We start from the raw sequence: 24,771 nt of genomic DNA on the forward strand, positions 1-24,771 counted from the left end.
CATGTATTAGTGGTTCGCTAAGGTGAACACCGGTAGTCACAAATGAAAGGGAGCTTACCTGCTGGCATAATCACGGCAGGGAAGTTCCAAGACCAGATGATGCGTACTCTCGTGTCATCGTTCACGCGAGGGAGCGTTTTAGTGGCCGATCAGGCAACTGCGCAAGAATTCGACATCCTGGTACTCGGCGGCGGCAGCGGCGGCTACGCAACTGCCCTGCGTGCCGTTCAGCTCGGCCTCACCGTCGGCCTGATCGAAAAGGGCAAGCTGGGCGGGACCTGCCTGCACAACGGCTGTATCCCCACCAAGGCTTTGCTGCACTCGGCGGAACTGGCCGACCACGCCCGTGACTCGGCGAAGTACGGCGTCAACGTCACCCTTGACAGCATCGACATCACCGCTGTCAACGCCTACAAGGACGGCATCATTGCCGGCAAGTTCAAGGGTCTGCAGGGCCTCATCAAGGGCAAAAAGGGCATCACCGTCATCGAGGGCGAAGGCAAGCTCCAGGGCACCGACACCGTCGTCGTGAACGGCACCGCGTACAAGGGCAAGAACATTGTCCTCGCGACCGGCTCCTACTCCCGCTCGCTGCCGGGGCTGGAAATCGGCGGCAAGGTCATCACCTCCGACGAAGCCCTCACCATGGACTTCATCCCCAAGAGCGCGATCATCCTGGGCGGCGGCGTGATCGGCGTCGAGTTCGCTTCGGTCTGGAAGTCCTTCGGCGTCGACGTCACCATCATCGAGGGCCTGCCCTCGCTGGTCCCGAACGAGGACGCGACGATCGTCAAGGCTTTCGAGCGTGCCTTCAAGAAGCGCGGCATCAAGTTCTCCACCGGCACCTTCTTCCAGGGTGTTGAGCAGAACGCCGACGGCGTCAAGGTCACCCTCGTGGACGGCAAGACCTTCGAAGCGGACCTCATGCTCGTCGCCGTTGGACGCGGTCCGGTCACGGCCAACCTCGGTTACGAGGAAGCCGGCGTCACCATCGACCGCGGCTTCGTCATCACCAACGAGCGCCTCCACACCGGTGTCGGCAATGTCTACGCCTTGGGCGACATCGTCCCCGGCGTCCAGCTGGCACACCGCAGCTACCAGCAGGGCATCTTCGTCGCCGAAGAAATCGCCGGGCTGAAGCCCGTCGTCGTCGAAGACGTCAACATCCCCAAGGTCACCTACTCCGAGCCGGAAATCGCCACGGTGGGCTACACGGAAAAGGCCGCCAAGGCCAAGTTCGGTGACGACCAGGTCCAGACCCAGGAATACAACCTCGCCGGCAACGGCAAGAGCTCCATCCTGGGCACCAGCGGCCTGGTCAAGCTGGTCCGCCAGAAGGACGGCCCCGTCGTCGGCGTCCACATGATCGGCGCCCGCATGGGTGAGCAGATCGGCGAGGCCCAGCTGATCGTGAACTGGGAAGCCTACCCGGAGGACGTGGCCCAGCTGGTCCACGCACACCCGACCCAGAACGAGTCCCTGGGCGAGGCCCACCTGGCTCTGGCCGGCAAGCCCCTGCACGGCTAACAGTTCCGCCCGCACCACCGCAAGAACTTCGTGCTTAGTGCACCCGGCCCGAAACGCCGGGTGCACTAAGCTCGACCAAGGCAGCAATCATCCGCACAAAGATCAATAAGGAGAACGGGGACGACATGTCTGAATCCGTTAACTTGCCCGCCCTCGGTGAGAGTGTCACCGAAGGAACCGTCACCCGCTGGCTCAAGCAGGTAGGTGACCGGGTAGAGGTGGACGAGCCGCTGCTCGAGGTTTCCACCGACAAAGTAGACACCGAGATCCCCTCTCCGATCGCCGGCGTGATCGAGGAAATCCTCGTCGCCGAAGACGAGACCGCTGAAGTTGGCGCACCGCTGGTGCGCATCGGCTCCGGTTCCGCCGGATCGGGCGAAGCCCCCGCCGCCGAGGCACCGGCCGAGGAAGCGCCGGCAGCTGAGGCTGAAGCGCCCGCCGCCGAGGCCCCGTCCGCCGCCGAAGCTCCGGCCCCCGAAGCGGAAGCACCTTCCGCCGAAGCTGAAGCACCCGCCGCCGAGGCCGCTCCTCCTGCCGGCGAAGGCCACGAGGTCACGCTGCCCGCCTTGGGCGAGAGCGTCACCGAAGGCACCGTCACCCGCTGGCTCAAGAGCATCGGCGACACCGTCGAGGTCGACGAGCCGCTGCTGGAGGTGTCCACCGACAAGGTCGACACCGAGATCCCGTCACCGGTCGCCGGCACCCTGCAGGAAATCCGTGTCGCCGAGGATGAGACGGCCGAGGTCGGTTCGGTCCTCGCCGTGATCGGTTCCGGCGCGGCTCCCGCGGCGGCTCCCGCCAAGGAAGCCCCGAAGGAAGCGGCAGCAGCCCCGAAGCATGAAGCCGCCCCGGCTGAGGCTCCGAAGCAGGAGGCACCGAAGCAGGAGGCTCCGAAGCAGGAAGCACCGAAGCAGGAAGCCCCCGCGCCGGCAGCGGAAGCCGCCCCGGCTGCGCCCGCAGCTGCTGCTCCGGCCGCCGCGGCCGCGGAGTCCGGCTACGTCACCCCGCTGGTCCGCAAGCTGGCCAACCAGCAGGGCGTGGACATCTCCTCGCTCTCCGGCACCGGCGTCGGCGGGCGCATCCGCAAGCAGGATGTGCTGGCGGCGGCAGAAGCCAAGGCCGCCCCGGCGCCCGCTGCGGCTGCCCCGGCTCCGTCCGCTGCTCCGGCGGCGCGTCCCTCCGCTGACCAGTCGTCGCTGCGCGGCACCGTGCAGAAGGCCCCTCGGATCCGCCAGGTCATTGCCCGCCGTATGCGCGAGTCGCTGGACATCTCCACCCAGCTGACCCAGGTGCACGAGGTCGACATGACCAAGGTCGCCAAGCTGCGCGCCAAGGCCAAGAACTCCTTCCAGGCCCAGAACGGCTCCAAGCTGACCTTCCTGCCCTTCATCGCCAAGGCTGTGGCCGAGGCCCTGAAGCAGCACCCGAAGGTCAATGCCTCCTACGACGAGGACAAGCAGGAGATCACGTACCACAACGCCGAGCACCTGGCGATTGCGGTGGACACGGACAAGGGCCTGCTGGTACCGGTTATCGCCGACGCCGGCAACCTGAACCTCGCCGGCCTGGCCGGCAAGATCGCCGACGTTGCGGACCGCACCCGCAACGGCAAGATCGGCCCGGACGAGCTCTCCGGCGGAACCTTCAGCATCACCAACATCGGTTCCGTGGGCGCCCTTTTCGACACGCCGATCATCAACCAGCCGCAGGTTGCCATCCTCGGCACCGGGGCGATCGTCAAGCGGGCTGTCGTCGTCGCCGATGAGAACGGCGATGACTCGCTGGCCATCCGCTCGATGATGTACCTCTCCCTGACCTACGACCACCGTCTGGTCGACGGCGCCGACGCAGGACGCTTCCTGCAGACGCTGAAGGCACGCCTTGAGGAAGGCGCCTTCGAGGCCGACCTGGGGCTCTAGCCTCCAAGGGCACGGAACACCGACGGCGACGGCGGTGCGGGACACCGGTGGGAAACCACTGGAACCCGCGCCGCCGTCGCCGTTTTTGTTGGCCGGCAGGCGCGTTAATGGCCGGCAGGGCGCGTTCCCGGACCGGGCGGGTCTTACTACGGAGCGTAGAATGTTCTGGCTAGACTGGGGCCATGAATATCGTTTATAACCTCATGGTCTTCCTGCACATCGTCGGAGCCGCCATGATCGTGGGCATCTGGATCGGCCAGATGAAACAGCCCACCGTGCACCCGCGCCAGTTCGACGGCGCCATGCTGCAGCTGCTCACCGGCATCGCCATGATGGGGCTCATCCCGGCCCTGGACATGGATGCCAACTACGCCAAGCTCGGCATCAAGCTGGCCGTGGCCCTGGCCGTGGCCGTTCTGGCCTTCATCGGCCGCCGCAAGTACAAGAAGGGCGAGGAGGTCGGCAACGGCCTCGCGCACGCCGTCGGCGGCCTGGCCCTGCTCAACGTGGCCATCGCCACCCTCTGGCAGTAGCCCGCCCGCTGGCAACAGCTCTCCTGCCGGCAACGACGGCGACGTACCCCCGCGGGGGTGCGTCGCCGTCGTCGTCCGGGCACGTGGTCATAATCCTCCGAGAGCGGACACCGGTGCGCCGGAGGCGCCGAATCCCTAGGATGGGACACGGCATGATCCGGTTTCGCCGGGTCTGTGGGATTTCAACAAACTTGAGGAGTGGACATGGCAGCTACACGCACCGCACACACTGTATGGAACGGCGACCTGATGACGGGCGCAGGCAACACCACGCTGGACAGCTCCGGCCTGGGTAACTTCGATGTCACCTGGAAGGCGCGCACCGAGGCCTCCGAGGGCAAGACCAGCCCCGAAGAGCTCATCGCCGCAGCACACTCGGCCTGTTTCTCCATGGCGTTCAGCCATGCCCTCGCGCAGGCCGGCCACACCCCCGAGGAAGTTCACACCAAGGCCGATGTGACCTTCGTGCCCGGTACCGGCATCACCGACAGCCACCTGACCGTCAACGCGCGGATCCCCGGCATCACGGAAGACGATTTCCAGCGGATCGCCGAGGAAGCCAAGGTGGGCTGCCCCGTCTCGGGCGCCCTCACCGGCCTCAAGATCACCCTGGACGCCACCCTGGCCTCCTAGCTTCCGACGCATTAACGGCGAAGGCCCCCGTTCCCTGACCAAGGGAACGGGGGCCTTCTCCGTGGGCGGACGCGCCGTGGGTGGGCCGCGGCGGGCGCTGCCGCCTAGTTGCCGGGCTGGCAGCGGGCGCTGGGCCTAGTTGCCGGGCTGGCGGGCCGGCAGCGGGGCGGGCCGGACCTGTCGGTAGCCCTCGCGCAGGGGCGGCCGGTCGGTGGGCAGCTCCTGGATCATTTCCTTGAGGGCGCCGATGCCGTATTCCAGCTGCGGGTCGGTGCCGGCGGCGTACGCGTGCGGCGGGAAAGTCACTTCGATGTCCGGGGCTACGCCGAAGTTCTCGACCCCCCAGCCCACGCCGCCGGAGAACCAGGTGGCGTAGCGCGGCTGGGTCACTCCGGTCCCGTCGGCCAGGGCGAAGCGGTTGTCGATCCCGACGACGCCGCCCCACGTCCGGGTGCCGATGACCGGGCCGATCCCCCGCAGCTTGGAGACCTGGGTGATGATGTCGCCGTCGGACCCGGCGAATTCATCGGTCAGGATGATGACCGGTCCCCGCGGTGCGTGGTGCGGGTAGGTCCGCGGCCGCTCCCCGCGCGGCATGCTCCAGCCGGTGACCTTGCGGCCGATGAGCTCCGCGACGAGCTGGGAGGTGTGCCCTCCGCGGTTGCGGCGGACGTCGACGATCAGCCCGTCAAGGGCCGTCTCGGTGTCGAGGTCGCGGTGCAGCTGGGCCCAGCCGTTAGCCATCATGTCGGGGATGTGCAGGTAGCCGAAGGTCCCCTGTGAGGCCTGCCGGACGGTCCGGCGGTTCGCGGCCACCCATTCCTGGTACCGCAGCCGTTCCTCGTCCTTGACCGGGACCACGGCCACACGGCGCTGCTTCCCTGCCTGGCTGCCGTGCCCGGCGCCGTTGCGCAGCGTGAGCTCGACGGCGCGTCCCGCGGCGCCGACCAGCTGCATGGCGGGCGTGCGCACTTCGGTCAGTTCGACGCCGTCGATCGCCAGCAGCACGTCGCCGGTTTTCGCGTCCGCGCCGGGGCGGGTCAGCGGCGAGGTGGCGAGTGGGTCTGAGGACTCCCCCGCGAGGATCCGGGTGATCTCCCAGCCCTCTCCGGTGAAGGCAAGGTCCGCGCCGAGCCGGCCCTGGCCGTTGCTGCCGTTCTCGGTGACAGCAAACGGACGGACGTAGGCATGCGAGGTTCCCAGTTCACCGTGGAGCTCCCACAGCAGGTCCACGAGGTCGTCGTGCGAACCGAGCCGGTCCACGATCGGACGGTAGCGGGCGTGCACCGAGTCCCAGTCCTGCCCGGCCATGTCCTCGGTCCAGAAGAAGTCGCGCTGGAGCCGCCAGGCCTCGTCGAAGGCCTGTCCCCAGACGCTGAGCGGGTCGAGCTGCACGCGGATGCGGCTGAGGTCGACCTTGACCAGCTGCCCGGATTCCTCGTCCGCTTTGGCGTTGGCGGGCGAGACGCGGATCTGCTTGTCCTGCAGGATGACGACCTTCTCGCCGTCGCCGGAGAGCCGATAGCTGTCCAGGGCCTCCACGATGGTGGTGGTTTTGCGCCGGGCCAGGTCGAAGCGGACGAGGCAGGGCGCCGCGTTCTTGTCCTCGAGGCTGGCGCGGCCGTCGCCGGTGACGCCGAAAAGCTCGTGGTCGAGCCAGAGCAGGGCCCCGTCGGTAGCGGTGAGGGCGGAGTAGTTGCCCTGCGGTACCGGCACGCTGATGACGCGGTGGGCCAGGCCTTCGGCGTCGACCCGGACCGCGGGCACCTGGTCCTTGTCGGCACCCTCGGCTTTGGCATCCGCGCCGGCGCCGGCGTCGTCCTGCAGGTCCACGCTGGGGCCGAAGGGCGAGGGGGTGTCCGCGGCGAGGGCCACGAGGTAGGGCTTGATCGGGCTCGGGAAGGACAGGTCGAAGGAGTGACCGTCGTAGACCGGGTCGAAGCTGCGGTTGGAGAGGAATGCCAGGTACTTGCCGTCCGGGGTGAACGACGGCGATTCGTCGCGGAAGCGCCCGTCGGTGACCTCGATGATGGTGCGCTTCCCGTCCGCTGCGGCGCCGGCATTGTCCACGCCGGTGAGGCGCAGCCGGCTGCGGGAGCCGAAGGACGTCACCGGCTCGGACCAGCCCAGCCAGGCCGAGTCCGGGGACCAGCTGAAGCCTTCGATGCTGCCCTCGCCGATGCTGCTCACGAGGGACAGGGCCCCGGTCCGGGTGTCGGCGAGGTAGATGTCGCCGAAGGCGGTGCCGACGGCGATCCAGTTGCCGTCCGGGCTGGCCTCGATGGCGCTGGCCCTGGTCGGCTTGGGGAAATCGATCCTGGTCAGGCGGCCGGACGGTTCCTGCCGCGCCGGGACGTTGCCGTCCGCAGGCCCGGCGGTGTCGGCAGCACCGGCGTCGTCCGGGGTGGCCGGGGTGGCCGGGCTTGCAGCGTCGTCCGGGGTGACCAGATGCGCTGCCGGGACGGCGGCTACGGTGCCCGGACGGGCGCTGGCCGCGGCCGGGACCGGGCTGGGCAGGGGTGTGCCGGCATCGGAATCCCCGCCCGAATGGGCTGCCTTCTGCACGGCCGGCGCGGCCGGCTGCCCCCCGGACTCGTGCCCGGCGGGGTTTCCTGCGGGATTTGCGGAATCCGTGTTTCCGGCATCGTTGTTTTTGGAATCCACGGATCCGGTCTCCAGGGGCGCGGCGATCGCCTTCAGGTACAGGGCTTCGACGCCGTCATGGTCGGCGACGTAGGCGATCCGGCCCGCGCCGAACGGGCGGGGCAGGCGGGCCCGGACGCCGGGGGTGGCTTCCAGGACCCGCGAGGGGCCGTCCTTGTGCCGCAGCCAGTGCAGGGTGCCGTGGGACTCGACGGCGCTCGAGCCGCCGGTACGGTCCGGAACCACATCGCCGAGGTGCTTTGACGGCTTCAACGGCGCTCCGCGGCGGGCCTGGGACGCGGACCCCAGGGAGATCTCAAGTTTGATGGCCTCCGAGCCGAGGTCCGGGAGCAGCCACAGCTCACCGGCGGATTCGAAGATGACACGCCGGCCGTCGGTGGCGGCGTGCCGGACGTAGAAGTCCTCGTGGTCGGTGTGGCGGCGCAGTTCGGAGCCGTTGGGCAGCACGGAGTAGAGGTTGCCATAGCCCTCATGGTCGGAGAGGAAGGCGATCCGGCCGTCGACCCACATCGGGTCGGTCAGATTGCCGTCCAGTTCGGCGGCGAGGCGTTCGAATTCGCCGTTTCCGTCGGCGTCGATCCAGAGCTTGCCGGCAGCGCCGCCGCGGTAGCGCTTCCACCACGCGGGTTCACGGGAGAGCACACTGGCGAGGACGACGGGGCGTTCGTCGCCGACTACCGGGCCGAATGCAACGGACTCCACCGGGCCCAGCGGAAGCTCGGAGGCCCAGCCGCCGGTGACGGGCAGGCTGTAGGCGTGGGCGAGGCGGCTGTCGGCCTGGCGGAAGGCGCTCGTGACCAGGACGTCGCCGTCGGGGGTGAAGCCCTTGACCTTGGTGGTCGCGTGGCCGAAGTAGCTCAACTGCCGGTAGCCGCCGCCGTCGACGTCCGCCGTGACAACTTCCGGGGCCGTCCCCTGAACGACCGTCCACACCAGGCGCTTGCCGTCCGGCGTGAAGCGGGGGTTGCGGGCCGGCAGCTGCAGCGAGGAAACGCGCCAGGCGCGGCCCCCGCCGAGGGGCGCAATCCAGACGTCGTCCTCGGCCACGAAGGTGACCAGATCGCCGTGCAGATGCGGGAAACGGAAGTAACTCGAAGAGGTCATCGTTAGATCATAGTCAAGACGGGCCCTCCCGCCCGGGAGGTATCCCTGCCGAGCCGGGCATGGTGAGATGGATCATGCGAATCATTATTGCCGGAGCCTCAGGGCTGATCGGAACCGCCATTTCCAGCTCCCTGCGCAGCGCCGGGCACGACGTCGGCACGCTCGTCAGGCGGGCGCCCGCGGCGGCGTCCGAGTTCCAGTGGAACCCCGCGGAGGGCAGCATCGACGAGACCGCGCTGAAGGGGGCCGACGCCGTCATCAACCTCTCCGGCGCCGGCATCGGCGACCGGCCCTGGACCCGGTCACGGATCAACGAACTCCGCAACTCCCGGCTCGGGCCGACGCGGACGCTGGCCGCGGCCATGGGGCGCCTGGACACTCCGCCGGCGGTCTTCCTGAGCCAGTCGGGCTCCAACTACTACGGCAACGCCGGACAGGCGTTGCTCCGCGAGAACGCCCCCGCCGGCGACGGTGTGCTGGCCCGGATCTGCGCCGATTGGGAAGCCGCCGCGCACGAGGCTCCGGCCGGTGTCCGGGTGGTCACTCCGCGCACCGGCGTCGTGCTGAGCCGTTCGGGTGGCGCCCTGGGACGGCTCATGCCGCTGCTGCGCCTGGGCGTGGGCGGTCCCCTGGGCAACGGCCGGCAGTACTGGCCTTGGGTCACGCTCCCGGATGTGGCCGGTGCCTTTGGTTTTCTGCTCAACAGCCGGCTGTCCGGGCCCGTGAACCTCTGCGCACCGGAGGTCGCTGACGTGAACTCGCTGATCGCGGCGCTGGCCGCGGCCCTGCACCGGCCGGCGGTGTTCCGCGTTCCCGCCCCGGTGCTGCGGCTGGTGATGGGCAAGCTTGCCGAGGAGCTGCTGCTTTCCAGCCAGCGGATGGAACCGGCTGTCCTGAGCGAGGCAGGCTTCGAATGGCAGCACCCCTCGCTCGCCGAGGCCGCCGCCTGGGTGGCGGAACGCGGCCCGAAGTCCTGAACCCCGGCCCGCGGCCGGGGCCTCCCTGACCATCTCGGTGGGGGCTCAGGCTGCGGGAAGGATGTCCTGAATCCGCCAGCGTCCCTCGACCGTCGCCAGGACGAGCCGTAGCTGCTGTTCCGGTGCGGCCGCCGCGTCCGCCAGCGCCGCCCCGGTCGCGTCGCGTTCCTGGTAGGCGGAGGTGCCCGCCGTGACGACCACGACGGCAAGGGATGGGCCGCTGTCCCCCGGCGGGGCCGCATCATGTGCCACCTGGGTCACGATGGTCGTGAATCCCGCGAGCACCCGGCCGGAATCCTTGAGCCTGGCGCTGATCCGCCCGTCCTCCACTGCCGCCGCCGACGCCGGCACGTTGACCTGCTCCAGCAGGCCGAAATCCCCCGAGCTGAACGCCAGGGAGCGAAGCCGGGCCAGTCCGCGGACGGCTTCGCCGGGGTCCGGCGATGCGAGCTGTGCCTGCAGATCGGGCGCCAGGGCCGCCGCAGCCGCACCGGCACCAGCACCAGCGTCAGGGGCGGGCGCCGGGCGGACCGCGCCAGGGTCGGACGCCGCGGCGGACTCGGTAGCGGACCCGGCGTCGTTGACGGCAAAGCCGGGGAACGCCGCCGGCAGACTGGCCCCGGCAACCCCCACGCGGCGGCAAGGACACCCATGAGCGCCAGGCCGACGGCCACCGCCCGGATACCGCGTCCGCCCGGCCGTGCCGGACTCGCGGCGGGAGGCAGGGCCGAGCCGGGCCGGGCGGACCCGGGCCGGAAGGGGCGCCTGCCGGTGATGCCCCGGCGGGCCGAGCGGCGCGCGCCATAGCCGCCGGCCCCGCGCCCGGCGCCCGCACGGATTGACGAGGGAACCCCGGAAGCAGATGCCGCGGCGGCTGGCAGCGGGGCGTCCGCGCGTGGCCTGCGGAAACGGCCCGGCAGGGTCCGGAGTTGTTCGACCCGACGCGCCCGTGCCGTACCGGGCAGGGTGCGCCGGGTCAGCAGCTGCGGAATGACCGTGGGGTGGACGGACACCGAGAGGTCCACCGGCGCGGCCACGGCGCTGCGGTGAACGGCGGAGGCCAGTTCGGTGGCCGTGGGCCGGAGCCTGCGGTCCTCCTGGAGTCCGGATTCCAGCGCCGCGGCCAGCGCAGCCGGAACCCCGGGTACCAGCAGCGGCAGCGGCGGCCGCTGCGCGCCCGGTTCAGGGGCGCGGCCGGTCAGGCAGTACCACCCAAGGGCCGCTAACGAATACACATCGCGCTCCGGTTGCAGCCCGGCCCGGACGGCGTCCACGGGCGCCGGGTCGCGGAAGCCCTCGGTTCCGGCGTCGGGCACCGCGGCGGCGTCAGCCACCATGCGGGCCACGCCCAGATCGGCCAGCAGCGGTTTGCCGTGGGCGGTGAACAGCACATTGCCGGGAGCGACATCGCCGTGGGTAAAGCCGTGACCGTGCAGGTAGGCGAGGGCCTGGGCGATCGGAGTCAGGACGGTCACGGTCTCCCCCGGCCCCAGGCTTCCCCGGCCGGCCATGAGTTGCCCCAGCGAGCCGCCCGCGGCGTAATCCATGATCAGCCCGAGGCTCCCGGCACACGGCCCGTCCAGCCGGACGACGTCGTATGCCTTGACCAGGTGCTCGTGGTCGAGGACGGAGAGTATCCCGATCTCGCGCCGGACAGCGTTCTCGGCATCCTCGGCACCGACGTGCGGGTGCTGGGAGGAGGGCTGTTCCGGCAGTACAAAACTCTTGAGAGCGAAGTCGCGCCGACTGAGTTCCTCGGTCACGAGCCAGACTTCGGCGGAGCTGCCCCGTCCGAGTTCGCGGCCGACGATGTAGCCCCGAAGCTCGGGGGTGCCCGCTTCCGCGGAGCCGCTGCCATGACCGAAGTTTTCCATGTACAAGGAATAACCGATTCCGCTCGCCGGCGCAGAAGTTATCCACAGCCTCCCGGGCCTGCGCTCCGAAAGCTCGACCAGGGCCAGCCCCGCGTGGGCCCGGGACCGGGCCCGTCAGGCGTGTCGCGCGTAACGCTGGAGGAAGAGGGCCAGGGTTACGGCCATGGCCCGGATCTCGTTCGGATCGACGCTTTCGTTCGGTGCGTGGATGAGGGCGAGCGGTTCCTCGACCCCCATCAGGATGATCTCCGCGTCCGGATAGGTGTCCGCAAAGACATTGCAGAGCGGGATCGATCCCCCTTGCCCCAGCGTTGTCATCGGGCTTCCGTAGGCCTCGAACATCGCGGCACTCATGGCTTCAAAGGCCGGCCCGCCGACCGCCGCCTGAAACGGGGACCCTATGGCCTCCAAGTCCACCGAGACGTGGACGCCCCAGGGTGCCGCTGCCCGGAGTTGGTCGGCTAGGGCGGTGTGCGCGTCGTCGGCGTCCATGCCTGGCGGGACACGCAGGTTCAGCCGGGCGGAGGTCCGCGGCACAATGGCCGCCGTTGAACCCGTCACCGGCGGGCAATCAATGCCGAGCACGGTGACGGCCGGCCGTGCCCAGAGCATGTCGGACACGCTGCCGTCCCCCAGCAACGTGACGCCCTCGAGCACTCCGGCATCGGAGCGGAATTGCTCGGGCGGATATGGTGCGCCGCTCCAGGTCTGGGTGTTGTCCAGGCCCATGATCGTGGTGTTGCCCTGCTTGTCGCGCAGGGTAGCGAGCATCGAGATCAGGGCCGCGAGCGCGTCCGGGGCTGCGCCGCCGAACATGCCGGAGTGGAGCTCGGATGCCATGGCCTCCACCGTCACCACGACGTTGACCATCCCGCGGAGGGTCACCGTCGCCGCGGGACGTCCCACGGCGGCGTTGCCGGTGTCGCAGACGAGGATGGTGTCGGCCCGGAGCAGTTCGGGGTGGCTGGCCACAAAAGCCTCGAGCCCGCCGGTCCCCTGTTCCTCCGACCCTTCGACCACCAGCTTCAGGTTCACGGGCAGGTCGTTGCCGAGCGCCCGCAGCGCGAGCAGGTGAGCGATGATGTTGCCCTTGCAGTCGGCGGCGCCCCGTCCGTACCAGCGGCCACCCACCTCGGTGAGTGCGAAGGGCGGGGTGCGCCACGCGGAATCATCGAGTGGTGGCTGCACGTCGTAGTGCGCGTAGAGGAGCACCGTCGGCGCGTCCGGACCGGGTCCCGGTCTCGAGCCGACCACCGCGTCGGACCCGTCCGGCGTCCGCTCGAGGCGGGCATCCGAGAAACCGAGCCCGGCGAATTTGTCGAGCACCCACTGGGCGGCCCTGGCACACTCCTCCGGGGGAAACTGCCGGGGGTCGGCCACCGAGCGGATGGCCACGAACTCGGCAAGTTCGTCCCGCGCCGGCCGCATCAGCTCGCTGATGCGAGAGCGCAGGTCCATAGCTCACGCACCGCCCGAACGGTAGGTCTGGAGCTCGTCAACGAACTTCTGGAATTCGTCTAGCTCCTCCGGGCAATAAATCTGGATGATCCGGAGCTCGCCCTGGAATAACCGGCTGTCCGTGATCACCGGCCTGCTTCCTGGCCCGCTGGCACCGTTCGCCAGCTGACTGAAGAGAATGGCCCGGCTCAGTGCCTCATTCGGGTTCGCGCAGACCGCACCGCCGTCCTCGCCCAGAACCCGGGCGATCTGCTCGCGCGAGGGTGCCGTTCCCCCGGCCTCATTGATCGATGCGATCAGCTGATCGGCTTTCTCCAGGGCTTGCTGGGTGTCCCTTGCCGATTTAAACATCAGCACGCCGATGACGGTGAACACCACGAGCAGGACCATGGACACGATATACAGGACCGAGCGCCCCCGCTTGGTTGAGGACTCCAAATGCGTGCTCATGACTCTTTCACCTCCGTCTGCGCCTCCTGCTCGGGAAGCTTCCAGGAGGGCTTGCGCATCTTGTAGAAGAGGAACGGAACAAGCAGGCCAAGCCCCAGTGCGCCGGCACCGACGATCAGGACGTAGACGGCGGGGTTGCCACCACCGAACTGCGAGGGAGGGATGAAACCGACGAGCAGGGCGGCCAGGGAGGCCGAGAATCCGACGCCGGCCAGCCCGACCAGCATCGGCGCCCGGTAGCCGCGCGGGTGGTCCGGGTCGTTGCGGCGCAGCCGGATCGCGGCCACGAACATTAGCAGGTACATGATCAGGTAGACCTGCGTGGTGATGACCGAGAAGATCCAGTACGCACTGGAGACGTCCGGGATGAGCGCATAGCCGAGCGCGATGACGGTGGTGATGAGCCCCTGCACGACCAGGAGGTTCTGCTGTATGCCGTTCTTGTTCAGCTTCTGCAGGAACGGGGGCAGGTAGCCCTCCTCGCGGGAGATCAAGAGTAGGCCCTTTGACGGACCGGCCAGCCAAGTAAGCATCCCGCCGAGGGATGCGGCAACCAGCATGATTCCGAGGACCGGTGTCAGCACTTGCAGGTTGAATGATGCCAGGACCGCGTCGAAAGCCTGCATGACACCCGCGGTGAGGGACAGTTCCTCGGCCGGGACGATCCAGCTGATTGCCAGTGCCGGCAGGATGAAGATGAGCAAAACGAGGCCCATCGCCAAGAACATCGCCTTGGGGAACTCCTTGGCCGGGTCCTTCAACGAGGACACGTGCACCGCGTTCATCTCCATGCCGCTATAGGAGAGGAAGTTGTTCACGATCAGCACCAGGCTGGCCAGCCCGGCCCACTGCGGGAAGAAGTTCGCCGCGGTCATCGGGGCGGCCGATTCATTGCCCTGCCCGAGGAACATGATGCCCAGGACGACGAGCAATGTGCCCGGGATCAGGGTTCCGATGATCAGGCCACCGCTGGCCAGACCCGCGACGCCCTTCGTGCCCCGGGACGAGACGTACACGCCCGCCCAGTAGAACACTACGATCACCAACGCTGTCCACACGCCGTTGCTGGCCAGCGCCGGGTTGAAGACATAAGCGAGGGTGCTCGCGACGAACCCCAGCAGGGTCGGATAGTAGAAGATCGTCATGGCGAACTGGCACCACACCGCCAAAAAACCCATCGGCTTGGAAATACCTGTCGCGACCCATTTGTAGATACCGCCCTTCCACCCGGACGCCAATTCAGCAGCGACTAGCGAGGTGGGCAGCAGAAAGACGATCGCCGGAACCAGGTAGAGGAAAACGGAAGCCAGGCCGTAGACGGCCATGGTCGGTGCCGCTCGCAGGCTGGCCACCGAACTGGTGGTCATCAGCGCCAGTGCAATCCAGGAGATCCAAACAGTCGTGGGCACCTTCGGGCGGGCCAGTGCCTGATCAGCGCTGCTCACAGCAACCACCATCCTGGTATGCCCGGCAGGGTCTGCGAAATGGGCCGGACGGCGCGACACCGTCTGGGGCGAAGCGAAAATTTGTACATTCCACTGCCCTCTATCACATAGTGTGCTGGATGCCTACAGCATGGACCTTGGAATTCGCTTGGAATAGTCTCTATTTCCTCTTTACTTCATGCCCCCGCGGTGCTATTCCCGGCCAAACGCGTGCGCTTCCACAGCAGATCGATGATCAGGGCAAGGGCAAGGATCACCACCAGCGCCGTGGCGGTGGCGGGCTCGTTGACGAGTGTGGTTGTGCAAAACACAAGGAACGTTCCCAAAGTCGCGATCAGGGCTGTGATGAGCATGAAGAGCTTGGCGCCTGTTTCCCGGTACACCTTAAAGTGCGCCAGGGTCACCGCGGAGAATACGAGCAGGGCTACCGCGCTTCCCAGCGACGCGATGCTGTTCAGGTTGAATACCAGCACCATGACAGCCGCGAGGCCGGCCATCACCAGCAGTCCGACGGGCACCCGCCGATGACCCACGGACCGGCCGAACACCGGCGGAAACTGCCCGACCGAGGCGAGGTGTTGGGTCATTCCCACGGAAGGGTAGAGGCTGGCATTCACGGCTCCGGCGGTGGAGAGCAGCGCCGTGATCACCATCAGCACGTAGCCGAACTGGCCAAGGGTGGGCTTGGCAGCCTCGGCCAGCGCTGTCGCGCCGTATTCGACGACCTGGTCGGAAGTCAGTGTCCCGAACACGCCCAGGGATACCGCGACGTAGACCGTGGTGGCGATCGCCAGGGCCAGATACATGGAGCGCGGCAGCTGCCGGGACGCATCCGGCAGGTCCTTGGCGGTGAAGGTGATGACGCCGAATCCGAGGAAGGCGAAGAAGGTCAAGGCCACGCTCGCGACGATCTCGCGGATGCCGGGGTAGCCGGATGGGTCGAGAAGCGAGGGGTCCCAGTTGACGATTGTGACGATCGCGAAGACGGACAGGATGGCCAGCACAATCTTCACGATGAGTGACTGGACTCTAGCGACCGCCTTGGAGCCGACCGCGTTCAGGAACGTCATGACCAGGATGAGTGCGACCGCGAACACCTTGGCCCAGCCAGGATCACGGTCCGTCAGGACCGCGCTGGCATAACCACCGAAGGACGACGCCACCATTGCCCCAACGATCGCGCCGGTCACATAGAACAGCCACGACACGATCCCGGTGATATGACCCTCACCGAACCCGCGGGCGAGGTAGGCGAGCATGCCCCCGGCCGAGGGGTAGGCGGCGCCGAGCTTTGCGAACGAGTAGCCCTGAAGGCCGGCGATGGCACCGGCGACCAGAAAAGAGACCCACACCGCCGAGCCTGCGACGGCGCCCGCCGCTCCCAGCAGCGCGAAGATGCCAGCGCCCACCATCGACCCCACTCCGATGAACGCCGCCTGAATGACGGTCATCTGCTTTTTCGGAATGGTGCTCGACATGGCGTCCCTTCCTGCGGCCGGGCGCTTGCAGGCAACGGCCTCGCCGGGACTGTACCACCGCCTCCCATTCGGTGGAACCCCTCCACAGGGTGGATTCTTGACGGGTCGGGATGAGAGGTTGAGCACACAATCGGGACGGATGCTGGACGGGGTCTAAGCTGGATGCCATGACTCTTGAGTTCTCCCAGCTGGGTCTCGACCCGGAATTCGTCGATTACACGCGCGGCTGGGACATCCAGCGCGAACTCCATGGGAAGGTCCTCGCCGGTACCGCCCCCAGCACGGTCCTGCTGCTGGAGCACGCCGCTGTCTACACGGCCGGCAAACGCACCGAAGACCACGAACGCCCCTTTGACGGCACCCCCGTGGTCCCGGTGGACCGCGGCGGCAAACTCACCTGGCACGGCCCGGGACAGCTCGTGGGCTATCCCGTCATCAAGCTCGCGAACCCCGCCGGGATTCGCGACTACGTGGAGCGGCTGGAAGCCGTCATCATCGCCGTCCTGGCCGACTACGGCATCGAGGCGGTCCGGATCAAGGGCCGTGCCGGCGTCTGGATCGAGCAGGACGAGAAGGGCCCCGCACGCAAGATTGCCGCGATCGGCATCCGCGTCCACGAGGGCGTCACCATGCACGGCTTCGCCATCAACTGCAACAACGACCTGGCACCGTACGCCCAGATCATCGCCTGCGGCATCACCGACGCCGGCGTCACCACCATCTCGCAGGAGACGGGCCGGGACGTCACCCCCGCCGACCTCGTGTCGCGGATCATCGAAGAACTGCGCAACAATGAAGAAGCGCTAGTTGCAACCCATGAAGGAGCTCTACTGTGACCCTGGCACCAGAAGGCCGGAAAATGCTGCGAATCGAGCAGCGCAATGCGGCCACCCCGGTGGAACGCAAGCCGGAATGGATCAAGGCCAAGGTCCAGATGGGTCCCGAGTACGTGCAGCTCAAGAACCTCGTCAAAAAAGAGGGCCTCCACACCGTGTGTGAAGAGGCCGGCTGCCCCAACATTTTCGAATGCTGGGAAGACAAGGAAGCGACCTTCCTGATCGGCGGCTCCGAATGCACCCGGCGCTGCGATTTCTGCCAGATCGACACCGGCAAGCCCTCCCCCGTGGACGTTTTCGAACCCACGAAGGTGGCCCGCTCGGTCCTGGCGATGCAGCTCCGCTACGCCACGGTCACGGGTGTGGCCCGCGACGACCTCGCTGACGAGGGCGTCTGGCTCTACGCCGAAACGGTCCGCAAGATCCACGAACTCAACCCGGGCACCGGCGTCGAGCTCCTGATTCCCGACTTCTCCGGCAAGCCAGAGCACATCGAAGCGATCTGCGACTCCAAGCCCGAGGTGTTCGCGCACAACGTCGAGACCGTCCCGCGGATTTTCAAGCGCATCCGTCCGGCCTTCCGCTACGAGCGGTCGCTGGATGTCATCACGCAGGGCCGCAACCTCGGCATGGTGACCAAGTCCAACCTGATCCTGGGCATGGGCGAGACCCGCGAGGAAATCTCCGAGGCGCTCCGGGACCTGCACGACGCCGGCTGCGACCTGATCACCATCACCCAGTACCTGCGCCCGAGCGAGCGGCACCTGCCGGTTGACCGCTGGGTCAAGCCGCAGGAGTTCGTGGACCTGCAGCAGGAAGCCGACGAGATCGGTTTCCTCGGCGTCATGAGCGGTCCGCTGGTGCGTTCCTCCTACCGCGCCGGCCGGCTCTGGGCCACCGCGATGCGCAAGAAGGGGCTGGAAATCCCGGCCCAGCTGGCCCACATCGAAAGCTCGGGCAGCACCCGCCAGGAAGCCAGCTCGCTGCTCGCGGCGCGCGCCTGAATCCAGTTGTAATGATTGCGGCGAAAGGCCGGCACCGGAGGAATCCGGCGTCCGGCCTTTCACCGTCCATCACGTAGAATTAAGGCACTATGGCGAATTCCCCTGATTCCAGCAACTCCACTCCGGCTTCTGATGCTCCGAAGCGTGGTCTCTTTTCCCGAAAGCCCAAGGTGGCCAAGGTCAAGAAGCCGAGCCGTCTGAAGCAGATCCGCGAGGTCTTCCAGATGACCCGCCAGCACGATCCGATGGTTCCGTGGCTTATGCTGCTCGCGTTCCTCGGCGTGGTCGCTGTCAGCTTCGTCGTCGGGTTCGTGCTGGAGAACTGGATCACGGGCCTGCTGATCGGCATCCCGCTGGGTCTTCTGGCGGCCACCCTGATCCTGTCCCGCCGCGCCGAGCGCGCCGCCTTCGCACGGATTGAAAACCAGCCCGGAGCATCGGGCGCCGCGCTGGGCACGCTCAAGCGCGGCTGGATCGTCGAAGAGCAGCCCGTCGCAGTGAACCCCCGCACCCAGGACGCCGTTTTCCGCGCCATCGGCCGACCCGGCGTTGTCCTGGTCAGCGAGGGCCCCAGCCACCGGGTCAAGCCGCTGCTCGACGCCGAACGCAAGCGGCTCGCGCGCATCCTGCCCAACGTCACCATCCACGTGATTGAAAGCGGCCGTGGCGAGGGTCAGGTTCCGATCAGCCAGGTCTCCAAGAAGATGACCAAGATGAAGAATGAGCTGACCAAGCTCGAGGTCAGCACGGTTTCCAAGCGCATCTCATCGCTCGGAAGCCGCCTGCCCATCCCCAAGGGCATTGATCCCTACAAGGCCCGCCCGGACCGCAAGGCGGCCCGCGGACGCTAGGCCACACGCCAGCCCGCAGGAACGCCCCGGTAACCGCCTCTCAGGCCGGCAGCCGGGGCGTTTTCTTTGCCCAGCTCATACCGTCCCCTCGGGACAGAACCCGGAGACTCCGCCATGAAACGTCCGTCCACTTCTGCCGTGATCCGCATCTTCCGGATCCTCGCCATCGCCGAGGCCTTCAGCTGGGCCGCACTGCTGGTGGGAATGTTTCTCAAGTGGGTCACCCGGACCACGGAACTCGGGGTGGAGATCGCGGGACCGATCCATGGCGCGTTTTTCATCGGCTACGGGATCGCGGCACTGAGCCTGTGGGGCATGCAGCGCTGGCCGTTCCGGGTGGCCCTGTTCGCGGGGCTGTCAGCGGTGTTCCCGTTCGCCACAGTCTGGTTTGAGCGGTGGGCGGGCCGCCACGGGTACCTGACGGTCAAGGCCGGACAGGATGCTACTCAGCCGGCGCAGGAGACGGCCGGGGTTTAGCCCGATCGGTGTCCGCTCGGTTGCTCCCCTGCGGGGCCACCCAAGACCCACCCCGGTGTCGCACCCATCTGACGCGAATGGCCGCTAAACCGGGAGGTTTAGCGGCCATTCGTGACGAACCGACGAGGCGTAACGGCCGTTCGTGGCGAACCGACGAGGCGTAACGGCCGTTCGTGGCGAACCGACGAGGCGTAACGGCCGTTCGTGGCGAACCGACGACATTGCGGTGCGACCTAGCGCGACCCGGCGGCCAAGGAGTCCCTGCTGGTCCGGCGGAGGCTACATCCGGACCAGGACGGTGTTCATGGCCTTGTCGTGGAGCCCGCGGTGATCGGGGTCGAAGATGACGGCGGGGATCACGAGGCATATGAGGAGGCTGCGGACCAGGGCCGGAACGGGGCCGGCGGGACCGCCGCCGAGCCGGACGACGTGGATCCCCACCAGGCGGTGGCCGATGCTGTAGCCCAGGGTGCCGACCAGCAGCGCCTGTTCGACGGCGAACACGGCTAGGGTCGCCCAGGGGTCGCCGGCGAAAACGTAGTTGCTGATGACCAGCGCGATGGCCCAGTCAACGCAGATGGCGACGATGCGCCGGCCGGCACGGGCAATGGATCCCGGCCCGGACTCCGGCAGGCCCAGCCGCTCCCCCGGGTACTTCGAAATACCGGACGTGTCCGGCCCGGTGAGCCATGAACCTATGTCTTTACGATCAACCACCCTCCAAGACTATCGGCAATGGATGCCTCCCCGCGCTGTTCACAGTGTGGACATTCAGGGGCCACACTCTGGTCACGGATAGGCCACGTTGTGGACAGCGACTACCGTTTACCTGTCAGGGCATTCTGTAACCTGCCGGAAACAAAGCGGACACCGCGGGGAAATCCCGTGTCCTTAGGGTGGTAACAGTTGCTAGCGGCATAGGAGCGGGGACACTTTTGTGTTTTCCCCGCTGTCGGATTGCGCTGGACCACACGGCCTGACGGCCAGATCTTTCACATGCATAAGGAGCATAGATGTTCAAGACTGCGGACGAAGTCCTCAAGTTCATCAAAGACGAAGACGTTAAGTTCGTCGATATTCGCTTCACCGATCTCCCTGGCGTGCAGCAGCACTTCAATGTGCCGGCCAAGAGCGTTGACGCGGACTTCTTCGTCAACGGCCAGCTCTTCGACGGATCTTCGATCCGGGGCTTCCAGGGCATCGCCGAGTCGGACATGCAGCTCATCCCGGACGTGACGACGGCGTTCCTCGACACGTTCCGCATGGAGAAGACCCTCGCGCTGAACTTCTCGATCGTGAACCCGCGCACCGGTGACCCGTACCACCGCGACCCGCGCGGCGTAGCCGAGAAGGCCGAGGCCTACCTGGCTTCCACCGGCATCGCCGACACCGCATTCTTTGCACCCGAGGCCGAGTTCTTCGTCTTCGACAACGTGCAGTACCAGTCCTCCCCGCAGGGCAGCTTCTACAAGATCGATTCCGAGGAAGCACACTGGAACACCGGTCGCGAAGAAGAGGGCGGAAACCTCGGCTACAAGACCCCGATCAAGGGCGGCTACTTCCCGGTCTCCCCAACCGACAAGCAGGCCGACCTCCGCGACGCCATGTGCGTCGCCCTGGACGAAGCCGGCCTTGAGGTTGAGCGCAGCCACCACGAGGTCGGTTCCGCCGGCCAGGCTGAGATCAACTACAAGTTCACCACGCTGACCCACGCGGCTGATGACCTGCAGAAGTTCAAGTACGTCGTCAAGAACACGGCCGACGCCTGGGGCAAGTCCGTCACCTTTATGCCGAAGCCGGTCTTCGGTGACAACGGTTCGGGCATGCACTGCCACCAGTCGCTGTGGACCAATGGCGAGCCGCTTTTCTATGACGAAAAGGGTTACGCCGGGCTGTCCGACATGGCCCGCTGGTACATCGGCGGGCTGCTGAAGCACTCCTCCGCCGTGCTGGCCTTCACCAACCCGACGGTGAACTCCTACCGCCGCCTGGTCAAGGGCTTCGAGGCTCCGGTCAACATGGTTTACTCGCAGGGCAACCGCTCCGCCGGTATCCGTATCCCGATCACGGGCTCCAACCCGAAGGCCAAGCGCATCGAGTTCCGCGCGCCGGACCCCTCCTCCAACCCGTACCTGGCCTTTGCTGCCCAGCTGATGGCCGGCATTGACGGCATCCGCAACCGCATCGAACCGCCGGCCCCGATCGACAAGGACCTCTACGAGCTCCCCGCCGAGGAAGCCAAGGACATCCCCAAGGCTCCGGGCACGCTCGAAGAGGCCCTGGATGCCCTGGCCGAGGACAACGAGTTCCTCCAGGCCGGCGGCGTCTTCACCCAGGACCTGATCGACACCTGGATCGAGTACAAGTACGAGAACGAGATCCGTCCGCTCTCGCTGCGCCCGAACCCGTTCGAGTTCGAGCTGTACTACGGCGTCTAACTAGAAGCTGTCCCCCAGGGATTGCACGACGGCGGCCCCCACCTTTCGGTGGGGGCCGTTCGACTTTAAAGCATGTGCCGACCGCAACCCGGTTCAGCGCTTCCCATACTTCCGGTGCACGGCCTGTTTGCTGACGCCGAGACACGTTGCTATGGCTTCCCATGACAACCCTGCCTGGCGGGCACGGAGGACGACTTCCGTCTCGGCGCGGGCCACTTCCTTGCGCAGTTCGGCCACCTCATACAGCGCCTCCGCCGGGCCCTTGCCGTCCATCGAACCGATCAGTGTTCTCATGGGCACCTCCTGGCGTCAACCTTAGTTGACACATTCTTCGGATGTCAACGTAAGTTGACGATGTTGTGGCGGTCCATCGGTTCGCCGGAACGGAGCAAGCTGATTTGTCTTGTAGCATCTATCCTTAGTCCCTTCCCGGTCACGGCAAGGGCATTCTTTGGGGGAAAAATTGAAGAGATCTCTGTCGCGCGCGGCATCAGCCGTCGGCGCCGCCATCATCCTGTCCACCGCCGGCTTCGCCGGCCCCGCCCAAGCCACTGAGGCCTGCTGGAGCGGTCCGGGGTCGACGTGCCGCGACTACCGCGAAAGCGCCGCGGGCCTTGCCAAGGTTCGGGCGGCGGAGCAGCCGACTTTCACCGGCATCCTCAAAGCGGGACAAACCCTCACATCCTCCCCAGGCGTATGGCTCTACGGCGAGGGGTCCGGAACAAACACGCTGAAATACCAGTGGCTGCGCGACGGTGTCGGCATCCCCGGAGCCGTCGGGGAAACCTACAGGATCACGAAGTCCGACACTGACCATTCCCTGGCGCTGCGTGTGAGCGCGTCCGCCCCAGGGGTGAACGACGGGGTCGAGACAACCCTGCCGTCCCCGAAGGTCAGTAATACCAACACCGCGGAGTACACCGCCCGGCCCGGCATCACCGGCGAAGTTCCGACCGTGGGGGGCTGGACCAGGGTCGGATCCACGCTGGAGGTCCACAGCCTGGGGACCTGGTCTCCCGGCTGGATGATCCTGAAGCTGCAGTGGCAGGCCGACGGCGTGGACATCGAGGGGGCCATCGCAGACACCTACACGATCAAGGCGGCCGACCTGGGCAAGGTGGTGACCCTGAAGGCGACCGGGAGTTCGGCCGGCGTGCCCAGCGTATCCATGTCAAACACTTCGACGGCGGTCACTCCCGGTTTCATCGAGCCCACCGATGAAATGTGGCTGTCCGGCGGGGACAAGGTCGGCAGCACCCTCAGTGTGGAACGCAGCCAAGGGTGGTATGCCGGTGGCGAATTGGTGACTCTTCTCTACCAGTGGGAGCGGGATGGCCAGGCGATCGCCGGGGCCACCGCAAGCACCTACACCGTCGTGGCCGCCGACAGCGGACACTGGGTCCGGGCGAGGGTCACCGCAACGGCGCCGGGCTACAATCCGAACGCCCAGACGACGTTGTACAACGATATCGTCGACGGCGACTCGGGCGGGAACGAAGGAGTGGAGCCCGGCGGCGAACCGGCCCCCGCGCCCGTCCCCGTGCCGGTCCCGGAACCTGCCCCGGAACCCGCGCCCGTCCCGGCACCCGCCGACCCGGCACCCCCGGAACCGGCACCCGCCGACGAGGCACCCGCCCTTCAGGCACCTGCCCCTCAGTCCCCTACAGTCCAGCCGCTGGCCCGGACGTCCCCCGCGCAGAAGTACGTTCCGGCGGAAACCGTCGGTGACGTCCAGCCCCAGGCCGCAGGACCGGTGCAGGCTGCCGTTACCGGCGCTGTCGAACCGGCCGACATTGCTGTTGCCCCGACGGAATCCGCCCCCGCGGCCCCGGCACCGGCTGACACCGCGGGACCGTCGCCGTCGCCGTCGTCACCATCAGGACAGGCGGCCGCCGCAACACAGGCGACAGCCAACCCCTTCAACCCGCTGCCCGTATTCTTCACAATCGCCGGGGTCCTGATCGCCGCCGGCCTGGTCTGGGTCATACGCCCGCTGCGTGCTTCGGTGCTAAGGATTGCGGGCCGGAAAGCCTCCTAGGACCTGCTGGGACCCACGGCGCCCGTCAGCCCTCTGCGGATCAGAACGGCCGGTACATTGTCCGCTGCGGGACGGCGTCGCCGCCCAGGTACTGGCCGCGGTCCTCGAACCCGGCCTTGCGGTAGGCGGCCTGCCCGGCGGGGTTATGTTCGTTGACCGAGAGCACGACGCCGGCCTGCCCGCCGCCGAGGGCTGCCGTGAGTTTAGCGGCGGCCCGCACGGCGGCCTCCGCTGCCCGCGTGCCCAGGCCCTTGCCCTGCAGCCGGCGGTCGATCAGGAATCCACTCAGCAGCCAGACCGAGTCGTCGTCCGCCCAGCCGGCCAGGGTCGCGGCTCCGGTCTGCAGGGTCAGGACCCCGACGGCGGATCCGTTGGCGTCGATCGCAAAGGGGTGCCGGGACTCCTCTTCCAGCCCGATCAGCACCATCCGCAGCGGCTCGCCAACGAACCTGCGCTGGCCTTCCAGGACCTCGAGTTCGGCAATCTCCCCGAGCTTGATGGCGCGCGCGTCGTCGTCGAGGTCCTTCAGCGGCAGCAGCCACACGTGTTCAGCCATAAAAGAAGCCTACCCACGCCGGCGGGTGCCCAGCCTCCGGACGCTTCGGTCAGCTTGCCCCGCCTCCGGGTGCTTCGGTCAGCTCAGAGTGCCGCGTCCTTAGGCGGCCCGGCCGGGTCCATCCAGAAGACTTCCCACAGATGGCCGTCAGGGTCCTGGAAGCTGTGGGTGTACATAAAGCCGTAGTCCTGGGCTTCCTCGGACGGGGTTCCACAGGCGGTGAGGGCCGTCCTGACCACCTCGTCCACGGCTTCGCGGCTGTCCAGGGAGAAGGACAAGATCGCCTCGGTGGTGCTGCGGGCGTCGGCAATGGGTTTGGACGTGAAGGTCTTGAAGTAGTTCTCCACCAGCAGCATCACAAACGCGTCATCGTTGATGATCATGCACGTGGCGTTCTCGTCGGTGAAATCGGGATTGAAGGAAAACCCCAGCGCGGTGAAGAACTGCACCGATTTGTCGAGGTCCTTAACGGGGAGGTTCAGGAACATTTGCTTGGCCATGGGCCCAAA

Annotated in this window: 22 protein-coding genes; 11 read left to right on the forward strand and 11 right to left on the reverse strand. The window is 67.2% G+C overall.

Annotation, left to right across the window (positions count from 1 at the left end):
- Positions 1–141 precede the first annotated feature (141 nt).
- From lpdA to J2W14_RS13070, 4 genes are all read left to right on the forward strand, one after another.
- On the forward strand, positions 142–1,527 hold the full coding sequence (gene lpdA, locus J2W14_RS13055) for a dihydrolipoyl dehydrogenase (protein ID WP_307463044.1): 1,386 nt from the start codon (positions 142–144) through the stop codon (positions 1,525–1,527).
- A 125-nt stretch (positions 1,528–1,652) separates the two neighbouring features.
- Positions 1,653–3,446, forward strand: a complete 1,794-nt coding sequence (sucB, locus tag J2W14_RS13060) for a 2-oxoglutarate dehydrogenase, E2 component, dihydrolipoamide succinyltransferase (RefSeq protein WP_307463046.1) — start codon at positions 1,653–1,655, stop codon at positions 3,444–3,446.
- Between the two features lie 182 nt (positions 3,447–3,628).
- Positions 3,629–3,979, forward strand: a complete 351-nt coding sequence (locus J2W14_RS13065; protein WP_307463048.1) for a hypothetical protein — start codon at positions 3,629–3,631, stop codon at positions 3,977–3,979.
- Positions 3,980–4,183: 204 nt separating this feature from the next.
- Positions 4,184–4,612: an OsmC family protein gene (locus tag J2W14_RS13070; RefSeq protein WP_307463050.1), complete on the forward strand. Its 429-nt coding sequence runs from the start codon at positions 4,184–4,186 to the stop codon at positions 4,610–4,612.
- A gap of 135 nt (positions 4,613–4,747) precedes the next feature.
- Here J2W14_RS13070 and J2W14_RS13075 read toward each other — a convergent pair whose 3' ends face one another.
- The gene (locus J2W14_RS13075) at positions 4,748–8,380 is read right to left on the reverse strand and encodes a S41 family peptidase (protein ID WP_307463053.1); all 3,633 of its coding nucleotides are present in this window, start codon (positions 8,378–8,380) and stop codon (positions 4,748–4,750) included.
- A 74-nt stretch (positions 8,381–8,454) separates the two neighbouring features.
- Between J2W14_RS13075 and J2W14_RS13080 the strand changes: the two genes are divergently transcribed.
- On the forward strand, positions 8,455–9,357 hold the full coding sequence (locus J2W14_RS13080) for a TIGR01777 family oxidoreductase (protein ID WP_307463056.1): 903 nt from the start codon (positions 8,455–8,457) through the stop codon (positions 9,355–9,357).
- A 45-nt stretch (positions 9,358–9,402) separates the two neighbouring features.
- Here the strand turns inward: J2W14_RS13080 and J2W14_RS13085 are convergent, their stop codons facing one another.
- From J2W14_RS13085 to J2W14_RS13110, 6 genes are all read right to left on the reverse strand, one after another.
- Positions 9,403–9,642 (reverse strand): hypothetical protein, encoded by a 240-nt coding sequence (locus tag J2W14_RS13085; RefSeq protein WP_307463059.1) that lies wholly within the window; start codon positions 9,640–9,642, stop codon positions 9,403–9,405.
- The gene (locus J2W14_RS13090; RefSeq protein ID WP_307463060.1) at positions 9,615–11,231 is read right to left on the reverse strand and encodes a serine/threonine-protein kinase; all 1,617 of its coding nucleotides are present in this window, start codon (positions 11,229–11,231) and stop codon (positions 9,615–9,617) included. Before J2W14_RS13090 ends, J2W14_RS13085 begins: the two co-directional genes overlap by 28 nt.
- A 114-nt stretch (positions 11,232–11,345) precedes the next feature.
- Positions 11,346–12,689: a dipeptidase gene (locus J2W14_RS13095; RefSeq protein ID WP_307463063.1), complete on the reverse strand. Its 1,344-nt coding sequence runs from the start codon at positions 12,687–12,689 to the stop codon at positions 11,346–11,348.
- A gap of 3 nt (positions 12,690–12,692) precedes the next feature.
- Positions 12,693–13,139 carry a hypothetical protein gene (locus J2W14_RS13100; RefSeq protein ID WP_307463065.1) on the reverse strand — a complete coding sequence of 149 codons (447 nt, stop codon included), beginning with the start codon at positions 13,137–13,139 and terminating at the stop codon, positions 12,693–12,695.
- Entirely contained in the window at positions 13,136–14,584 is a 1,449-nt protein-coding gene (locus J2W14_RS13105; RefSeq protein WP_307463068.1) for an APC family permease, read from the reverse strand. Before J2W14_RS13105 ends, J2W14_RS13100 begins: the two co-directional genes overlap by 4 nt.
- 176 nt (positions 14,585–14,760) lie before the next feature.
- Positions 14,761–16,062, reverse strand: coding sequence for an APC family permease (locus J2W14_RS13110; protein ID WP_307463070.1), 1,302 nt, complete (start codon positions 16,060–16,062; stop codon positions 14,761–14,763).
- 167 nt (positions 16,063–16,229) lie between these two features.
- On the opposite strand from J2W14_RS13110, the gene lipB reads away from it, so the two are divergent.
- The 4 genes from lipB (at position 16,230) to J2W14_RS13130 (ending at position 19,230) form a co-directional block, all read left to right on the forward strand.
- Positions 16,230–16,898: a lipoyl(octanoyl) transferase LipB gene (lipB, locus tag J2W14_RS13115; protein ID WP_307463071.1), complete on the forward strand. Its 669-nt coding sequence runs from the start codon at positions 16,230–16,232 to the stop codon at positions 16,896–16,898.
- Positions 16,895–17,902 carry a lipoyl synthase gene (gene lipA / locus J2W14_RS13120; RefSeq protein ID WP_282383234.1) on the forward strand — a complete coding sequence of 336 codons (1,008 nt, stop codon included), beginning with the start codon at positions 16,895–16,897 and terminating at the stop codon, positions 17,900–17,902. The genes lipB and lipA overlap by 4 nt, the downstream gene beginning before the upstream one ends.
- A gap of 89 nt (positions 17,903–17,991) precedes the next feature.
- On the forward strand, positions 17,992–18,753 hold the full coding sequence (locus J2W14_RS13125; RefSeq protein WP_307463072.1) for a DUF4191 domain-containing protein: 762 nt from the start codon (positions 17,992–17,994) through the stop codon (positions 18,751–18,753).
- A 114-nt stretch (positions 18,754–18,867) separates the two neighbouring features.
- On the forward strand, positions 18,868–19,230 hold the full coding sequence (locus J2W14_RS13130; protein ID WP_307463074.1) for a DUF3817 domain-containing protein: 363 nt from the start codon (positions 18,868–18,870) through the stop codon (positions 19,228–19,230).
- A gap of 279 nt (positions 19,231–19,509) precedes the next feature.
- Here the strand turns inward: J2W14_RS13130 and J2W14_RS13135 are convergent, their stop codons facing one another.
- A complete protein-coding gene (locus J2W14_RS13135; RefSeq protein ID WP_307463077.1) occupies positions 19,510–19,947 on the reverse strand; it encodes an RDD family protein in 438 nt (145 codons plus the stop codon).
- Positions 19,948–20,243: 296 nt separating this feature from the next.
- On the opposite strand from J2W14_RS13135, the gene glnA reads away from it, so the two are divergent.
- A complete protein-coding gene (gene glnA, locus J2W14_RS13140) occupies positions 20,244–21,668 on the forward strand; it encodes a type I glutamate--ammonia ligase (protein WP_307463079.1) in 1,425 nt (474 codons plus the stop codon).
- Positions 21,669–21,761: 93 nt separating this feature from the next.
- On the opposite strand, the gene J2W14_RS13145 is transcribed toward glnA, so the two are convergent.
- A complete protein-coding gene (locus J2W14_RS13145; RefSeq protein ID WP_307463083.1) occupies positions 21,762–21,962 on the reverse strand; it encodes an AsnC family protein in 201 nt (66 codons plus the stop codon).
- A 169-nt stretch (positions 21,963–22,131) separates the two neighbouring features.
- On the opposite strand from J2W14_RS13145, the gene J2W14_RS13150 reads away from it, so the two are divergent.
- Entirely contained in the window at positions 22,132–23,706 is a 1,575-nt protein-coding gene (locus J2W14_RS13150) for a hypothetical protein (RefSeq protein WP_307463086.1), read from the forward strand.
- Positions 23,707–23,746: 40 nt separating this feature from the next.
- Here J2W14_RS13150 and J2W14_RS13155 read toward each other — a convergent pair whose 3' ends face one another.
- Entirely contained in the window at positions 23,747–24,262 is a 516-nt protein-coding gene (locus tag J2W14_RS13155; protein ID WP_307463088.1) for a GNAT family N-acetyltransferase, read from the reverse strand.
- Positions 24,263–24,345: 83 nt separating this feature from the next.
- The gene (locus J2W14_RS13160) at positions 24,346–24,762 is read right to left on the reverse strand and encodes a VOC family protein (RefSeq protein WP_307463089.1); all 417 of its coding nucleotides are present in this window, start codon (positions 24,760–24,762) and stop codon (positions 24,346–24,348) included.
- Positions 24,763–24,771: the final 9 nt, after the last annotated feature.

Source organism: Pseudarthrobacter oxydans (assembly GCF_030812335.1).
GTDB classification, from domain to species: Bacteria; Actinomycetota; Actinomycetes; order Actinomycetales; family Micrococcaceae; genus Arthrobacter; species Arthrobacter oxydans_B.

Coding starts and splice junctions, on each gene's coding strand:
- sucB (WP_307463046.1), top strand. CDS start 1,653: ATGTCTGAATCCGTTAACTTGCCCGCCCTCGGTGAGAGTGTCACCGAA.
- J2W14_RS13065 (WP_307463048.1), top strand. CDS start 3,629: ATGAATATCGTTTATAACCTCATGGTCTTCCTGCACATCGTCGGAGCC.
- J2W14_RS13070 (WP_307463050.1), top strand. CDS start 4,184: ATGGCAGCTACACGCACCGCACACACTGTATGGAACGGCGACCTGATG.
- J2W14_RS13075 (WP_307463053.1), bottom strand. CDS start 8,380: ATGACCTCTTCGAGTTACTTCCGTTTCCCGCATCTGCACGGCGATCTG.
- J2W14_RS13080 (WP_307463056.1), top strand. CDS start 8,455: ATGCGAATCATTATTGCCGGAGCCTCAGGGCTGATCGGAACCGCCATT.
- J2W14_RS13090 (WP_307463060.1), bottom strand. CDS start 11,231: ATGGAAAACTTCGGTCATGGCAGCGGCTCCGCGGAAGCGGGCACCCCC.
- J2W14_RS13095 (WP_307463063.1), bottom strand. CDS start 12,689: ATGGACCTGCGCTCTCGCATCAGCGAGCTGATGCGGCCGGCGCGGGAC.
- J2W14_RS13100 (WP_307463065.1), bottom strand. CDS start 13,139: ATGAGCACGCATTTGGAGTCCTCAACCAAGCGGGGGCGCTCGGTCCTG.
- J2W14_RS13110 (WP_307463070.1), bottom strand. CDS start 16,062: ATGTCGAGCACCATTCCGAAAAAGCAGATGACCGTCATTCAGGCGGCG.
- lipB (WP_307463071.1), top strand. CDS start 16,230: ATGACTCTTGAGTTCTCCCAGCTGGGTCTCGACCCGGAATTCGTCGAT.
- J2W14_RS13125 (WP_307463072.1), top strand. CDS start 17,992: ATGGCGAATTCCCCTGATTCCAGCAACTCCACTCCGGCTTCTGATGCT.
- J2W14_RS13130 (WP_307463074.1), top strand. CDS start 18,868: ATGAAACGTCCGTCCACTTCTGCCGTGATCCGCATCTTCCGGATCCTC.
- glnA (WP_307463079.1), top strand. CDS start 20,244: ATGTTCAAGACTGCGGACGAAGTCCTCAAGTTCATCAAAGACGAAGAC.
- J2W14_RS13145 (WP_307463083.1), bottom strand. CDS start 21,962: ATGAGAACACTGATCGGTTCGATGGACGGCAAGGGCCCGGCGGAGGCG.
- J2W14_RS13155 (WP_307463088.1), bottom strand. CDS start 24,262: ATGGCTGAACACGTGTGGCTGCTGCCGCTGAAGGACCTCGACGACGAC.
- J2W14_RS13160 (WP_307463089.1), bottom strand. CDS start 24,762: ATGGCCAAGCAAATGTTCCTGAACCTCCCCGTTAAGGACCTCGACAAA.